We start from the raw sequence: 14,842 nt of genomic DNA on the forward strand, positions 1-14,842 counted from the left end.
GCGTGGATCGGTTGAGTGGCAGGTTAGCCAGCCGCTGCTGGTCCGTCACTGAAGTGGGCCAGTATGCCGTAACGCCGTCGTTTCTGGCGGGTGCGGTAGGCAGGTTCGTCCGGAAAGTTGTGTCAGCTTAACTCCGCTAATGGCCTATTGATATATGCCTGTCATCACCGTCCGGATGAGCGGCAGGCCTGGCCATGGCAGAGTTCGCTTGGGCTCCAGTCGATCGCATCGGCAGGTTGTGGACGGGCAAAGCCATAGCCCTGGCCGTAGTCGCAGTTCTGCGCAAGCAGGAATGCCGCCTGCTCGGCGGTCTCGATGCCTTCGGCAACTACTTTCAGGCCCAGGTTGTGCGCCAGGCCGATGACTGAGCGGGTGATGGCTGCGTCGTCGCGGTCGTCGGGCAGGCCGCGGACGAAGCCCTGATCGATCTTCAGCTTATGCACATTCATGCGCTTGAGGCGCTGAAGGGACGAATAGCCGGTGCCGAAGTCGTCGATCGCCAGCTGCACGCCGAGTGCGCGCAGGCGCTGCAGCAGCTCCAGCGCGGCATCAGGGTCCTGCATCACCGCGCTTTCGGTGATTTCCAGCTCCAGATGGCGAGCCTCCAGGCCGCTTCTGGCGAGAATGGTGGCGACCTGCAGATCGAGTTCGCCGTTGCCGAACAGCCGGCTGGAAATGTTCACCGCGATGAATCCGAGCGGATGGCCCTGGCCGAGCCACTCGCGCGCCTGGTTGCAGGCCTGCTCCAGCACCCAGTGGTCGATGGCGCTGATGAGTCCGGTTTCCTCGGCAATCGGGATGAAGACTCCCGGTGCGATCAAGCCTTTTTCCGGGTGCTGCCAACGCACCAGGGCTTCGAAACCGCTGATCGTGCCCTGCCGCAGGTCGTAGATCGGCTGGTAATGCAGACGCAGCTGGCCCTGCTCCAGCGCCTGTCGCAGTGCCGTTACCAGCTCGACACGCTGACGCGCCTGGCTGGTCAGTTCCTCGGAGTAGAACGCATAGGTCGAGCGGCCGCTGCTCTTGGCCTTGAACAGCGCCGAGTCGGCATTGCGCATCAGCTGCTCGGCATTCTGCACGTCAGTCGGATAGGGGTAGAGCACGATGCCGATGCTCGCGCTGCTGAACAGTTCCTGATCACCAATATGAAAAGGCTCGTTGAGGCGGTCGAGGATGCGTAATGCCAGCGCGGTGGCCTTTTCGGCGCCGTAGCCTTCGCAGAGCAGGGCGAATTCGTCGCCACCGAGCCGGCCGAGTGTCATGCCTTTTTCCAGGTGCTCGCTCAGGCGCGTGCTCACGGCCTGCAACAAGGCATCGCCCAGGCTGTGGCCAAGGCTCTCGTTGATGTCCTTGAAATGGTCGAGATCGATCAGCAGCAGCGCGCCGCTGCGTTTGTGGGCGCGCGCGCGCTCGAGGTCCTGCTTGGCGCGTTCGGTAAACAGCAGGCGGTTCGGCAGGTTGACCAGCGGATCGTAGTGGGCGAGCTGGTCGAGTTCTTCGCGGGAGCGCTTCAGCGCCGAGAGGTCGGAGAACACGGCCACGTAATGGCTGAGCTGGCCCTGATTGTCATGAATGCAGCGCAGGTTCTGCCATTGCGGGTACACCTCGCCATTTTTGCGGCGGTTCCAGATTTCGCCGCTCCACTCACCCTTGTCCTTTAGTGCCAGCCACATCTGCTGATAGAACTCTGCGTCGTGCTTGCCCGAGGCGAAGAGTTTCGGCGTCTGCCCGAGCACTTCCTCCGTGCTGTAACCGGTGATACGGCTGAAGGCCGGATTGACGTGCACGATGCGCTGCCTGGGATCGGTCACCAGCACGCCTTCCTGGGTGCTGTCGAATACCGCAGCTGCCTGCTTCAGGCTGGTTTCCTGCACATGCTGGGCGCGCTGTTGCTCATCGAAGCGGCGAAAGTGCTGGCGGCCGAGCAGAAATATCAGCGCGCTGGTCAGCGCCACGAACAGGGCTCCCTTGCCCATTTGCCAGGCCTGGCTGTCGCCCGCGGCCAGATGATTAACCAGCGTGTCGCCAAGCAGGATCCACAGCATGGCCAGGCTGAAATAGCCCAGGCTCAGCCGGACGAGATATGTGTTCATCGTTGCTCTTGGGTCCGATCGAATACTGCACAGTCAAACCCCATCGCACTGGGCGAGCGGGCGGTACGTTTTGCACCGGTGGAGCCGCATCCTGCTGCGCCAGTCGTCTTGTATGCCGGCTTACAGCCAGCTTGGCCACCAGTCCGGGTGGTCGGGTTTGATTCGCTGCAGGTAGTGGCTGCCACCCAGCTGGCGCATCTGCTGGCGAATCCACGCCGCGCGATTGTTCACATAGCTGCTCGGCTTGCCAGCGCTCCATTGTCGTGGGTTGGGCAGCACCGCAGCCAGCAGGCTGGCCTGGCGGGTCGACAGGTACGGCGCGCCAGTGCCGAAGTGATGCTGCGCCGCGGCCTGCGCGCCGAAGATGCCATCGCCCCACTCGACGCTATTGAGATACACCTCGAGGATGCGCTGCTTCGGCCACAACAGCTCGATCAGTCCCGTGAACCAGGCTTCCAGGGCCTTGCGTGGCCAGCTACGACCCGACCAGAGGAACAGGTTCTTCGCCACCTGCTGACTCAGGGTGCTCGCACCGCGCAGCGAACCACCGCGCTCATTGTGGCTAAGGGCGGCACGGATCGCGGCGACATCGAAGCCCCAGTGGTCGGCGAATTTCTGATCCTCGGCGGCGATCACGGCCATCTTCAGATCGTCCGGCAGCTCGCGCCAGGGACGCCAATCTCGCGTCAGGTCGATAGTTTCACCTGTGCGCCACGACTCGATCTTGCGCTCGATCATCAAAGCGGTGAATGGCGGTGGCACCCAGCGGAACAGCAGTACCAGCAGCACCGATAGACCGATCAGCCAGAGCAGCAGTTTGGACAGGCGCAGCAGCAGGTTTCGCAACATGTCACTTGGTCGTCGGCGAAAAGAGCGGGCATTATAACGGCCGCTTGGGCCATCGACCGGAAAAGGCAATGATTCGTTGTTATCTCGTGCTGGCTGCCCTGTTCGGTTTCACCGGTGTCGCGCTTGGCGCGTTCGCTTCGCACGGCCTCAGGGACCAGCTCAGCCCTGCCTATCTCGCCGTTTTCCAGACGGGCGTGCAGTACCAGCTGATTCATGCGCTGGCGCTGTTCGGCGTTGCGCTGTTGGCGTTGTTGCGTCCTGGCCGGCTGCTGAACGCGGTCGGTGCGCTGTTCACCGCAGGCATCCTGTTGTTTTCTGGCAGCCTTTATCTGTTGACGCTGAGCGGGATCGGCAAGCTGGGCATGATCACGCCGATAGGTGGCACGGCCTTCCTCGCAGGCTGGCTATGCCTGGCGCTGGCCGGCTGGCGCATACGCGGCTGACCGGGACGAACGGCCGCGGCCTTCGCGTTGGTCGCGTGGGTGATTCGGGCTAGAATGCCGTCCCCTTTTCGCAATGGCGGCGAACAGCATGCAGATTCAGTTGAATGGCGAACCCTATGAGCTGCCAGCCGGCGAAACGGTCGCCGACCTGCTGGTCCGTCTCGAACTGAGTGGCCGCCGCCTGGCTGTCGAACTCAACCGAGACATCGTGCCGCGTAGTGCACACGCGTCGACCGCGCTCAGCGAAGGCGATCACGTCGAGGTGGTACATGCCATCGGCGGCGGCTAGCCGGTAACACCTGTCCCGAATATGCCGCCTATACGGCCCCAGCCCGCTGTATCAAGTCCGAACGAGGATTTCCCATGCGCCCAGTTCCGAACGACAAGCCCTTCATCCTGGCCGGTCGCACCTATCAATCGCGCCTGCTGGTAGGCACCGGCAAGTACAAGGACCTCGAAGAAACCCGCGCGGCCATCGAGGCCTCCGGTGCCGAGATCGTTACCGTCGCGGTGCGCCGCACCAACATCGGTCAGAATCCTGGCGAGCCCAACCTGCTCGACGTGATCAGCCCGGAGCGCTACACCATCCTGCCGAACACCGCCGGCTGCTTCACCGCCGAGGATGCGGTGCGCACTTGCCGCCTGGCGCGCGAACTGCTCGACGGTCACAAGCTGGTCAAGCTGGAAGTGCTGGCCGACCAGAAGACCCTGTTTCCCAACGTGATCGAAACGCTGAAGGCGGCCGAGGTGCTGGTCAAGGATGGTTTCGACGTCATGGTGTACACCAGCGACGATCCGATCATCGCCCGTCAGCTGGCCGAGATGGGCTGCATCGCGGTGATGCCGCTGGCCGGTCTGATCGGCACCGGATTGGGCATCTGCAACCCGTACAACCTGCGCATCATCCTCGAGGAAGCCACCGTGCCGGTGCTGGTGGATGCCGGGGTCGGTACCGCCTCGGACGCGACCATCGCCATGGAGCTGGGCTGCGAAGCGGTGCTGATGAACAGCGCCATCGCCCATGCGCAGAATCCGGTGCTGATGGCCGAAGCGATGAAGTACGCCATTGAGGCGGGTCGCCTGGCCTATCTCGCCGGTCGCATGCCGAAGAAGCTCTATGCCAGCGCCTCGTCGCCGCTGGATGGGCTGATTCGCTGAAACGATTCGTGGCCGGCCCTGACCTTGCGTCTGGGGCCGGCTTTTTTATTTCTCGCAGGTAGACCATGACAGAGCAGAACCCCGCGGCCGAAGAGCAGCAAACCGAGCACCGCCGTACCATCAAGAGTTTCGTGATGCGTGCCGGGCGCATGACCGAAGGCCAGCAGCGTGGTCTGGAGCAAGGCTGGCCGAAGTTCGGTCTGGCGCTGGAGGACGGTCTGCGCGATTTCGACGAGGTGTTCGGCCGCAGCGCGCCGCGCACCTTCGAAATCGGTTTCGGCATGGGCCACTCCACGCTGGAAATGGCCGCAGCGGCGCCGGATCAGGATTTCATCGGCGTGGAAGTGCATAAACCCGGCGTCGGCGCGTTGCTGAGCGGACTTCTGTCACAGAAATTGAACAACGTGAGGGTCTACAGTTGCGACGCCTTGGAGGTGCTGCGCGATTGCGTGGCCGATGCCAGTCTGGACCGCGTGCTGCTGTTCTTTCCGGACCCATGGCACAAGAGCCGCCACCACAAGCGCCGCATCGTGCAGCCGGCCTTCGCCGAGCTGATACGCAGCAAGTTGAAGGTTGGCGGCGTGCTGCATATGGCGACCGACTGGGAACCCTATGCCGAGTACATGCTCGAGGTGATGAATGTCGCCCCGGGCTATCGCAATCTGGCTGAGGACGGGCGCTGCGTGCCGCGTCCGGCAGAGCGGCCGGTAACCAAGTTCGAACGCCGTGGTGAGCGGCTCGGCCATGGCGTATGGGATCTGAAGTTCCAGCGCATCGACTGAGCGAGACTGCGGCAAGCTGCACCGCTATAACGGCGCCCGCCGCCTGCCTTCATCGAAGAGCCCGGCCGGTGGGACGCTTGCGCCACATCCATTCTAGAGCCGCAGCAGCGGCCAGGGACGAGCACCTGCCAGGAAGGCATGCCTGCCCACACCGTATAACAATGCAACGCCGACAGCCGGGCTAGCCAAGCGGTGCCCAGCGTCGTGCGCAATGGGGGAGTAGACGATGTACGGAAAGATCGGAATTCTGTTGTTGGCGGCCTGTGCCGCTTTGCCGGTCCAGGCGAAGGTAGACAGCACTCAGGCAGCGCGGCTGGGGCAGGACCTGACACCGTTGGGAGCGGAGCGTGCCGGCAATCCGGCTGGAACCATTCCGCCCTGGACCGGTGGCGTGGCGCCGCCGTCCGGTTACGAGCCGGGCATGCACCACCCCGATCCATTTGCGGGCGACTCGGTGCTCTACCGTGTCGATCGCAACAATCTGGGCGAACACGGCGATCGGCTTTCAGAAGGCATGAAGGCTCTACTGGAGCGCTATCCGGATTACCACCTGCGCGTCTTCCCGACCCGTCGCAGTGCTTCGGTGCCGCAGCGCATCTACGATGCCACTCGCTACAACGCGGTGAGCGCCGAACTGATCGCCAACGGCAACGGCATCCAGGGTGCTGCGGCCGGGATTCCCTTCCCGATCCCGCAGAGCGGCATCGAGGTCATCTGGAACCATATCCTGCATTACAAGGGTGACCAGAGCCACATGATCAACAACCAGGCGGTGGTGATCGGTGGCCGGGCCAACTACATCAAGCGCGACCGCCACGTGTACTACGTCTACAACCGCGAGGGGATGACCTACGGTGATCTGGACAACACCGTGCTGTACTACAAGTACCGCGTGACCGCGCCGGCCAAGCTGTCCGGCACTGCACTGGTGGTGCAGGACCCGATCGACCAGGTGCTGACGACGCGCAAGGCCTGGCGCTACAGCCCCGATGATCGCCGTGTACGCCGTCTGCCATCGCTGGCCTACGATTCCCTGCAGCCGGATACCAGCGGCCTGGCCACTGCGGATGTGGTGGACTCCTTCAACGGCGCTCCGGACCGCTACGACTGGCAGCTGATCGGCAAGCGCGAAATGCTCATGCCCTACAACAGCTACGCCGTGCACCAGAAGGGCGTTGCCTACGACACCATCGTTCAGTCACGTACCCTGAGTCCCGACCTGCTGCGCTACGAGCTGCACCGCGTCTGGGTGGTCGAGGCCACGCTGCGCAAGGGCTTCAGTCATCTGTACGACAAACGCCGCTTCTACATCGACGAGGACAGCTGGGCGATCCTGGCGGTCGATCTGTATGACGAGAAAGGCCAGCTGATCGGCCTGCAGGAAAGCCATCCGATCAGCTACTACGACGTGCCGATGTTCAACAGCACGCTGGAAACGCTCTATCACCTGAAGGATGGCAACTACTTCGTCGACGGCCTGGACAACAACGAGCCGATGTACGATTTCGATGTGAAGCTCGGACCACGCGATTTCTCGCCGCAGGCGCTGCGTCGCGGCAACTGAGTTAGTGCAGGTCAATGCAAAGGGCGCCGATGGCGCCCTTTGTTCATCTGCTATACGAGTCCTGCGGCTTCAAGGCTCACCCGTGTGCCGGCCTGGCCCTTGATGATGGCCTCGATCTGTTCCAGCGAGCCGATCACCGCGACGTTGCCGGTGTTGCGCGCGAACTCGCAGGCCGCTTGAACCTTGGGTCCCATGGAGCCGGCGGCAAAGCCACGGGATTGCAGCTGGTCGGGATGCGCCTCGCTGATGCGCCGCTGCTGCGGCGTGCCCCAGTCCAGGTAGGCGCCGTCGACATCGGTCGCGATCACCAGCAGGTCCGCCTTCAGCTGCTCGGCAAGCAGTGCCGAGCACAGGTCCTTGTCGATCACCGCCTCGACCCCCTGCAGTCGACCGCTCTGGTCATATACCGTCGGGATGCCTCCGCCGCCGGCGCAGATCACCACGCTGCCTTTATCCAACAGCCAGCCGATCGGCCTGATCTCGAAAATGCGCTTCGGTCGCGGACTGGGCACCACCCGACGAAACCGGTCGCCATCCGCTGCGATGGTCCAGCCTTTTTCCTCTGCCAGGCGCTCGGCTTCTTCGCGGCTGTAAACCGGGCCAATCGGCTTGCTGGGCTGCTTGAACGCTGGATCCTCGGGGTCGACCTCAACCTGAGTCAGCAGGGTAGCCATGGGCACCTCGAACGGCAGCAGGTTGCCCAGCTCCTGTTCGATGATGTAGCCGATCATGCCTTCGGTTTCGGCACCGAGCACATCCAGTGGGTAGACGGGTACATCCTTGTAGGAGGCTCCCTGCAGAGCCAGCAGTCCGACCTGGGGGCCGTTGCCGTGGGCCACCACCAGTTCGTTTCCCGCCGCGATGCGGGCGATCTGCATGCAGGCGGTTCGGACATTCTCGCGCTGGTTGTCCGCACTCAAAGGCTCCCCGCGACGAAGCAGGGCGTTGCCGCCCAGGGCTATGACGATACGCATGCTGCGTTTCTCCGAATCAGATGTGCGGCTCAGATGCCGGCCAGCGTCGAGACGAGGATTGCCTTGATCGTGTGCATGCGATTCTCGGCCTGCTCGAAGGCGATACAGGCCGGCGACTCGAACACCTCCTCGGTCACTTCGATGCCATTGGCCAGATGCGGATAGCTGGCGGCGATCTCCTTGCCGATCTTGGTCTCGCAGTTGTGAAACGCCGGCAGGCAGTGCATGAACTTGCAGCGCGGATTGCCGGTTGCCTGCATCAGCGGCGGGTTCACTTGGTAGGGCAGCAGCAGCTGGATTCGCTCGGCCCAGGCTTCCAGCGGTTCGCCCATCGACACCCATACATCGGTATGGACGAAGTCGACGCCTTGCACGGCGGCCCGTGGGTCTTCGGTGAGCGTCAGGCGTGCGCCGCTGGCCTTGGCGAATGCCTCGCAGGCGGCGACGTGTTCCGCACTCGGCCAGAGTGCGCGAGGTGCGGCGATGCGCACATCCATGCCGAGCTTGGCGCCGATCAGCAGCAGCGAGTTACCCATGTTGTTGCGCGCGTCACCGAGGTAGGCGTAGCTGATCTGCTGCAGCGGCTTGTCGCTGTGTTCGCGCATGGTCATGACGTCGGCAATCATCTGGGTCGGGTGATACTCGTCGGTCAGGCCGTTGAATACCGGAACGCCGGCATAGCGCGCGAGCTCCTCGACGATCTCCTGCTTGAAGCCACGGTACTCGATCGCGTCGTACATGCGCCCGAGTACCCGCGCGGTGTCCTTCATGCTCTCCTTGTGGCCGATCTGCGAGGAGTTGGGGTCGATATAGGTGACGTTGGCGCCCTGGTCGTAGGCGGCGACCTCAAAGGCGCAGCGGGTGCGCGTCGAGGTCTTCTCGAAGATCAGCGCGATGTTCTTGCCCTTGAGGTGCTGGCGCTCGGTACCGGTGTACTTGGCGCGCTTGAGATCGCGGGACAGATCGAGCAGGTAGCGCAACTCGCGCTCGCTGTGGTGCATCAGGCTGAGCAGGCTGCGGTTGTGCGTATTGAACGGCATGATTCGCTTCCTCTTTTCGCGGGGCGGCGTGGGAGCACGCCGCCCCGTGCTGTCAGTAGTCGATGGCGTCGCGGATGATCGGGCAGGTCATGCAATGCCCGCCGCCGCGGCCACGGCCCAGCTCGCTGGCGCTGATGGTGATGACCTCGACCCCGGCCTTGCGCAGCATGGTGTTGGTGAAGGTGTTGCGGTCGTAGCCGATCACGACGCCTGGCTCAAGGGCGACCACGTTGTTGCCGTCGTCCCACTGCTCACGTTCAACTTCATAGCTGTCGCCACCGGTTTCCACTACCCGCAGCGCCGACAGGCCGAGCGCCTCGGCCACGACGTCGAGAAACGGCGCTTGCTCGCGGCGCAGATCGATGCCGTCCGGCTTGCGCTCATCGGGCCGCAGGCTGAAGGCGGTAATGCCGTGCACCACCTCCGGGAAGATGGTCACCAGGTCGCGATCACAGAAGCTGAACACCGTATCCAGGTGCATGGCCGAGCGGGAGCGGGGCAGGCCGGCGACGATCACCCGCTCGGCGGCGCCGTGGCGGAACAGCGACTGGGCCAACTGGCCGATCGCCTGCCGCGAGCTGCGCTCACCCATGCCGATCAGCACCACCCCCTTGCCGATCGGCATCACATCCCCGCCTTCCAGTGTGGCCAGGCCATGATCGAGCTCGGGGTCGCCGTACCAGACCTTGAAATCCTGGTCGCGGAACTGTGGGTGGAAGCGGTAGATGGCGGCAGTGAGCAGGGTTTCCTGACGCCGCGCGGTCCAGTGCATCGGGTTGAGCGAAACGCCGCCGTAGATCCAGCAGGTGGTGTCACGGGTGAACAGGGTGTTCGGCAACGGCGGCAGGATGAAGCTCGAGTGGCCCAGGTAGTCGCGGAACATGCGGACAATCTCGCCACCTTCGCTGCCAGGCAGATCGCTGCCGGATACGCCGCCGATGAGGAACTCCGCCAGCTGGCGTCGCTCCAGGCCTTCCAGCCAGCTGCGTACTTCGCCCTGCAGGCCGAGTCCGACCTGGTTGGCGGTGATCTTGCGGTCGAGGAGCCATTTCAACGCTTCCGGATCGCTCAGCGTCTCGGTCAACAGGTTGTGCATCTCCAGCACCTCGACGCCGCGCTCGCGCATCTTGCTGACGAAGTCGAAGTGGTCGCGTTTGGCCTGGCTCACCCAGAGCACGTCATCGAACAGCAGCTCGTCGCAGTTGCTGGGAGTCAGGCGCTGATGGGCCAGGCCCGGCGAGCAGACCATTACCTTGCGCAGCTTGCCTGCCTCGGAGTGAACGCCCAGCTTCGGTGATTGCAACATCATTTAATGCCTCCTTGGTCGTCGCACCTGTTGGTGCTTCGGTGACTGGCCACGACTCGTGATCGTGGCCAGTGGATACGGCAGGGTTATCGCTCAGAGCGAAAGGAACCCGTCATAGAGCCCATAGGCGGCGATCGCCGCACCTATCAGCACCGCCGCGAAAATCAGCCTCTCGATGGCGGTAAAGACCGGCTGCCCGAGCTCATGCTTGGCCTTGGCGAAGAACAGCACCCCGGGGGCGTAGAGCAGCGCCGACAGCAGTACGTACTGCATGCCACCGGCGTACACCAGCCACATCGCATAGAGCGTGGCGATGGCTGCATTCAGCAGATCCTTGCGGCGCTCGCCGGGGGCGCCCTCATATCCTTCGCCACGCAGACCAAGCAGCAGTCCATAGGCGGCCGACCAGAAGTAGGGCACCAGGATCATCGAGGTGGCGAGGTAGAGCAGGCTCAGATAGGTCGAGGCGTTGAACAGGGTGATGATCAGGAACAGCTGGATCAGCCCGTTGGACAGCCACAGCGCGTTGACCGGAACGTGCTTGGCGTTCTCCTTGCGCAGGAACTGCGGCATGGTGTGATCGCGCGCCGCGGCGAAGAGAATCTCGGCGCACAGCAGCGTCCAGGACAGCAGGGCGCCCGCGAGGGAAACCACCAGCCCGACGCTGATCAGTACGGCTCCCCAGCGCCCGACGACCTGTTCCAGCACGCCCGCCATGGACGGGTTCTTCAGGCCCGCCAGCTCGGCCTGGCTCATGATGCCCATCGACAACACGTTCACCAGCACCAGCAAGGCCAGCACGCTGCAGAAGCCGATCACCGTAGCGCGGCCGACATCGCTGCGCCGTTCGGCGCGGGCCGAGAAGATGCTGGCGCCTTCGATGCCGATGAATACCCACACCGTCACCAGCATCATGTTGCGCACCTGCTGCATGACACCGCCTAGCTCGATGTTGCCGCGACCCCAGAAGTCGGCGGTGAACACCTCCAGGCGGAACGCCACCGCTGTGATCACGATGAACAGGATCAGCGGCACGATCTTGGCGATCGTGGTGACAAGATTGATGAAGGCTGCTTCGCGTATGCCGCGCAGCACGAGGAAATGCACACCCCACAGCACCAGCGATGCACCGATCACCGCCGGCAGGGTGTTGCCCTCGCCGAACATCGGCACGAAGTAGCCCAGAGTGCTGAACAGCAGCACGAAGTAACTGACGTTGCCGATCCAGGCGCTGATCCAGTAACCCCATGCCGAAGAGAAGCCCATATAGTCGCCGAAACCCGCCTTGGCGTAGGCGTAGACGCCGGCGTCCAGCTCCGGCTTGCGGTTGGCCAGGCTCTGGAAGACGAACGCCAGGGTCAGCATGCCCACGGCCGTGATCGCCCAGCCGATCAGAATCCCGCCGGCGCTGGCGCTGGCGGCCATGTTCTGCGGCAGGGAGAAGATCCCGCCGCCAATCATCGAGCCCACGACGAGCGCTACCAATGCTCCTAGCTTGAGTTGCTTCGAATTTGCGGCCATGGCTATCTCCAGGAAGTTCGTGGCACTGGCTGGATTAAAGTACCGGGCGAACCGCTACGTAATGATTTCGCTCAAGCCGTCACCGGTTAGTTGCTGGGATGATTAGCCCGAACTGTCGTGAAAGGTGTTGAAAATGCAGCCAGACGGCATGTCTCGTGGGGTAGCAGAGGAGGCGTTTGTGTTCAGGCCTGGCCATCTGCAGGTACGCGACCTGCCTTCGGCGGACCGACCTGCTTATCGCTTGTTGCTTGATTATCGAGTGGAAGATGGCGTGGCGGTGCCACGCTGGGCGTACTTCCACCTACGCGGCGAGGTCGGCCAGATAGTAGTAGACGAGCAATTTCGGATGCATCGGGACGTCGCCTGCAATTTCCTGCAGAAGATCCGTCAGTGCCTGCGCCAGCACGGCGCGCCTGTGCGTTCGGATGTCGTGTTCGGTTTTCACCGCCTGTACGACCCGCTGTTTGAGGATTTGCGCCGACAGCTGCGCATCCGGTCAGGCGAGCCCGTCGACCTCGAGCGCTTTCTGCGCGACGAACGGGGCTAGTTGCGGTCGGCGATCACGCCGATGAGGAAGAAGATCAGCAGCAGTACCGGTGCCAGGCTGTAGTTGTTCAGGTGCGCCAGTCCCTGGGTCATCCACGGCGTGAGGAAGACGATCGCCAAGCCATAGCCCACCGCGCAGACCAGCACGAAGATCAGCGTGCGCAGGAAGAAGTTGAGGTTGCTCACGGTGTTCTTCACCCAGGCGTTGAGCGCCGGGCCGAACAGCACGAACAGCGTCGCCATCAACGCTAGCGAAATATCGGACAGGTGGCTGCGGCTCCAGCGCGACAGCGTGACGATCAGGTCGAGTAGCAAATCCATGCGGTGTCCTTAAGGCAGGAAGCTCTGTAGCAGGTCATTGAGAAACAGCTGGCCTTTGGGCGTCGCCACCAGGCGCTCAGGGTCAGCCGCCAGAAGGCCGCGGGCTTCGGCCTCGCGCCTTGGCTTGGCGAGCAGGTCCAGTGGTAGCCCGGTGCGCTGAGTGAACAGCATGGCCGGTACGCCGTCGGTGAGGCGCAGCACATTCATCAGGAATTCGAAGGGCAACTCATCGGCCGTGAGCTGCTTTTCACCGGCACGAAAGGCCTTTGCCGGGTCCAGGTAGTCCTTGGGCAGGCGGGTCTTCCAGCTGCGCAGGATGCAGCCGTCGGCGTGGCTGAGTTTGGCGTGGGCCCCGGCGCCGATGCCGAGGAAATCGCCGAAGGTCCAGTAATTCAGGTTGTGCCGTGCCTGCCGCCCCGGTTGCGCGTAAGCCGAGGTCTCGTACTGGCGATAGCCGTGTTCGGCGAGCAGCGCCTGGCCGGCTTCCTGAATGTCCCAGAGGATGTCGTCTTCGGGCAGCTGCGGCGGCTGGTTCCAGAACACCGTGTTTGGCTCCAGCGTCAGCTGATACCAGGACAGGTGTGTCGGCTGCTGCGCGATGGCGATGCGCAGGTCGCTCAGCGCGTCCTCCAGACTCTGGTCCGGCAGGCCATGCATGAGGTCGAGGTTGAAGTTTTCGAAGCCGGCGGCACGGGCCATGTCGGCGGCGCGAATGGCTTCATCGCCGTCATGGATGCGCCCGAGCGCCTTGAGTTTGTCGGCCTGGAAACTCTGCACACCGATGGACAGCCGGTTGATGCCGAGTTGGCGATAGTCGCGGAACTTGGCCTGCTCGAAGGTCCCGGGGTTGGCTTCCAGGGTGATCTCGATGTCGTCGGCGAAACCGACCAGATGCTCCAGGCCGTCGACGATCGCAGCCAGTGCGTGGGCGGAAAACAGGCTTGGCGTGCCGCCGCCGAAGAAGATCGAGCTCAGTCGGCGACCCTGGACATGCTCGAGGTCATCCCGCAGGTCGGCCAGCAGCGCGGCGACGTAGGCCTCCTCGGGCAGCTCGGGGCCGGCCGTATGGGAGTTGAAGTCACAGTAGGGGCACTTGCGCACGCACCAGGGGATATGAACATAGGCCGCCAGCGGCGGCAGCACGAAGCCGGCCCCTCGCGTAATGCTGCTATCACCGTTACTGGCCGGGATTGCTGGGTGTGCTGCTTTCATATCCCCAGCCGCTGCTTGAGCAGGGCCATGGCACGTGCACGGTGGCTGAGCTGGTTTTTCTGTGCAGCCGGCAGCTCGGCACTGGAGCACTCACATTCCGGCACCCAGAACAGCGGGTCGTAGCCGAAACCATGTTCACCGCGCGCCGCATGCAGGATGCGACCCTGCCAGAGGCCCTCGCAGATGATCGGCAGCGGGTCGTCAGCGTGCCGCACCAACGCCAGGGCGCAGACGAACTGTGCGCCGCGCTCGGCATCCGGCACGTCGCGCAAGACTTGCAACAGCTTGGCATTGTTGGCCGCGTCGCCCTGTCCGTCGGCATAGCGCGCCGAGTAGATGCCCGGTGCGCCGCCCAGGGCATCGACCGCCAGACCGGAGTCGTCAGCAAGCGCGGGCAAGCCGGACAGCCGGGCCGCGTTACGCGCTTTGAGAATGGCATTCTCGATGAACGACAGGCCGGTTTCCTCAGGCTCGATATCGCTGAACTCGGCAACCGAACGCACGCGCACGGCGTTGCCGAGCATGGCCTGGAGTTCCTTGAGTTTGCCGGCGTTATGACTGGCCAGCACCAGTTCGGAAAAAGGCATCATCGGTCGGGAAAGAATTCCTGGTTGAAGTCGAAGCTGATTGGCTCAGCCCCGCTCGGCTGTACGGTGAGGCGAAAGCGCAGGGTTTCCTGGGAATCGAACGGAAACTGGGCGAGGTAGTAGATCGCCTCGTCGCCTTCCTTGAGCTGCTTGAAGCTCAGCGCGCGGTCCTGGCCGAGCAGGTTCTTCACCTCGCCGCTGACCTGCGCGGCGACCGGCTTGCCGCCCTTGAGCACCGAGACATTGACCACACCCTGGGTCTTGCTCCGTACCAGCCCTGCCGCAGCGGCGATATCCGGCTGCAGAAAGCCGGAGTTGAAGGCGATGTAGTGGATGTCGTATTCGCCGACGCTGTGCTTGCGTTCAGCTAGTGCCGGCAATGTGAGGAGCGCGGCCAAAAGGCCGATCAGGACGTGTTTCATAAGCTTACCTCCAGCGTTGAAGCC

16 protein-coding genes are annotated in these 14,842 nt (G+C 63.4%); 6 read left to right on the plus strand and 10 right to left on the minus strand.

All coding sequences use genetic code 11. The features are described from left to right. Nucleotides 1-164: 164 nt before the first annotated feature. A complete protein-coding gene (gene dibA / locus BHD08_RS01685; protein WP_125020596.1) occupies nucleotides 165-2,093 on the minus strand; it encodes a phosphodiesterase DibA in 1,929 nt (642 codons plus the stop codon). A 120-nt stretch (nucleotides 2,094-2,213) separates the two neighbouring features. Then, a complete protein-coding gene (gene mtgA, locus BHD08_RS01690; protein WP_125020597.1) occupies nucleotides 2,214-2,942 on the minus strand; it encodes a monofunctional biosynthetic peptidoglycan transglycosylase in 729 nt (242 codons plus the stop codon). A 68-nt stretch (nucleotides 2,943-3,010) separates the two neighbouring features. Between mtgA and BHD08_RS01695 the strand changes: the two genes are divergently transcribed. From BHD08_RS01695 to BHD08_RS01715, 5 genes are all read left to right on the plus strand, one after another. Beyond that, nucleotides 3,011-3,385, plus strand: a complete 375-nt coding sequence (locus tag BHD08_RS01695; RefSeq protein ID WP_125020598.1) for a DUF423 domain-containing protein — start codon at nucleotides 3,011-3,013, stop codon at nucleotides 3,383-3,385. An 88-nt stretch (nucleotides 3,386-3,473) separates the two neighbouring features. Next, nucleotides 3,474-3,674, plus strand: coding sequence for a sulfur carrier protein ThiS (gene thiS, locus BHD08_RS01700; RefSeq protein WP_125020599.1), 201 nt, complete (start codon nucleotides 3,474-3,476; stop codon nucleotides 3,672-3,674). 74 nt (nucleotides 3,675-3,748) lie between these two features. Next, nucleotides 3,749-4,543 (plus strand): thiazole synthase, encoded by a 795-nt coding sequence (locus BHD08_RS01705; RefSeq protein WP_125020600.1) that lies wholly within the window; start codon nucleotides 3,749-3,751, stop codon nucleotides 4,541-4,543. Nucleotides 4,544-4,608: 65 nt separating this feature from the next. Next, nucleotides 4,609-5,325 carry a tRNA (guanosine(46)-N7)-methyltransferase TrmB gene (gene trmB / locus BHD08_RS01710; RefSeq protein WP_125020601.1) on the plus strand — a complete coding sequence of 239 codons (717 nt, stop codon included), beginning with the start codon at nucleotides 4,609-4,611 and terminating at the stop codon, nucleotides 5,323-5,325. A gap of 226 nt (nucleotides 5,326-5,551) precedes the next feature. Then, complete coding sequence (locus BHD08_RS01715; protein ID WP_125020602.1) at nucleotides 5,552-6,889, plus strand: DUF1329 domain-containing protein; 1,338 nt, start codon at nucleotides 5,552-5,554, stop codon at nucleotides 6,887-6,889. A gap of 50 nt (nucleotides 6,890-6,939) precedes the next feature. Here BHD08_RS01715 and arcC read toward each other — a convergent pair whose 3' ends face one another. From arcC to arcD, 4 genes are all read right to left on the minus strand, one after another. Continuing rightward, nucleotides 6,940-7,863 (minus strand): carbamate kinase, encoded by a 924-nt coding sequence (gene arcC / locus BHD08_RS01720; protein WP_125020603.1) that lies wholly within the window; start codon nucleotides 7,861-7,863, stop codon nucleotides 6,940-6,942. 29 nt (nucleotides 7,864-7,892) lie between these two features. After that, on the minus strand, nucleotides 7,893-8,903 hold the full coding sequence (locus tag BHD08_RS01725) for an ornithine carbamoyltransferase (RefSeq protein WP_125020604.1): 1,011 nt from the start codon (nucleotides 8,901-8,903) through the stop codon (nucleotides 7,893-7,895). Nucleotides 8,904-8,955: 52 nt separating this feature from the next. Next, entirely contained in the window at nucleotides 8,956-10,212 is a 1,257-nt protein-coding gene (arcA, locus tag BHD08_RS01730; protein ID WP_125020605.1) for an arginine deiminase, read from the minus strand. A gap of 90 nt (nucleotides 10,213-10,302) precedes the next feature. Next, nucleotides 10,303-11,730 carry an arginine-ornithine antiporter gene (gene arcD / locus BHD08_RS01735; protein WP_125020606.1) on the minus strand — a complete coding sequence of 476 codons (1,428 nt, stop codon included), beginning with the start codon at nucleotides 11,728-11,730 and terminating at the stop codon, nucleotides 10,303-10,305. 133 nt (nucleotides 11,731-11,863) lie between these two features. Between arcD and BHD08_RS01740 the strand changes: the two genes are divergently transcribed. Then, nucleotides 11,864-12,277, plus strand: coding sequence for a DUF5064 family protein (locus BHD08_RS01740; protein WP_256678594.1), 414 nt, complete (start codon nucleotides 11,864-11,866; stop codon nucleotides 12,275-12,277). On the opposite strand, the gene BHD08_RS01745 is transcribed toward BHD08_RS01740, so the two are convergent. From BHD08_RS01745 to BHD08_RS01760, 4 genes are read right to left on the minus strand one after another with little or no spacing between them, the layout of a single operon-like run. After that, entirely contained in the window at nucleotides 12,274-12,597 is a 324-nt protein-coding gene (locus tag BHD08_RS01745) for a DUF3392 domain-containing protein (protein ID WP_015275285.1), read from the minus strand. The two genes, BHD08_RS01740 and BHD08_RS01745, sit on opposite strands and share 4 nt — an antisense overlap. A 9-nt stretch (nucleotides 12,598-12,606) precedes the next feature. After that, nucleotides 12,607-13,809: a radical SAM family heme chaperone HemW gene (gene hemW / locus BHD08_RS01750; RefSeq protein ID WP_125020607.1), complete on the minus strand. Its 1,203-nt coding sequence runs from the start codon at nucleotides 13,807-13,809 to the stop codon at nucleotides 12,607-12,609. After that, nucleotides 13,806-14,399: an RdgB/HAM1 family non-canonical purine NTP pyrophosphatase gene (gene rdgB, locus BHD08_RS01755; protein WP_125020608.1), complete on the minus strand. Its 594-nt coding sequence runs from the start codon at nucleotides 14,397-14,399 to the stop codon at nucleotides 13,806-13,808. The genes hemW and rdgB overlap by 4 nt, the downstream gene beginning before the upstream one ends. Then, nucleotides 14,396-14,818 carry a DUF4426 domain-containing protein gene (locus BHD08_RS01760; RefSeq protein ID WP_015275288.1) on the minus strand — a complete coding sequence of 141 codons (423 nt, stop codon included), beginning with the start codon at nucleotides 14,816-14,818 and terminating at the stop codon, nucleotides 14,396-14,398. The genes rdgB and BHD08_RS01760 overlap by 4 nt, the downstream gene beginning before the upstream one ends. Between the last annotated feature and the right edge of the window lie 24 nt (nucleotides 14,819-14,842).

The sequence above is a fragment of the Pseudomonas sp. SCT genome, assembly GCF_003864275.1.
Classification (GTDB): domain Bacteria; phylum Pseudomonadota; class Gammaproteobacteria; order Pseudomonadales; family Pseudomonadaceae; genus Stutzerimonas; species Stutzerimonas stutzeri_AE.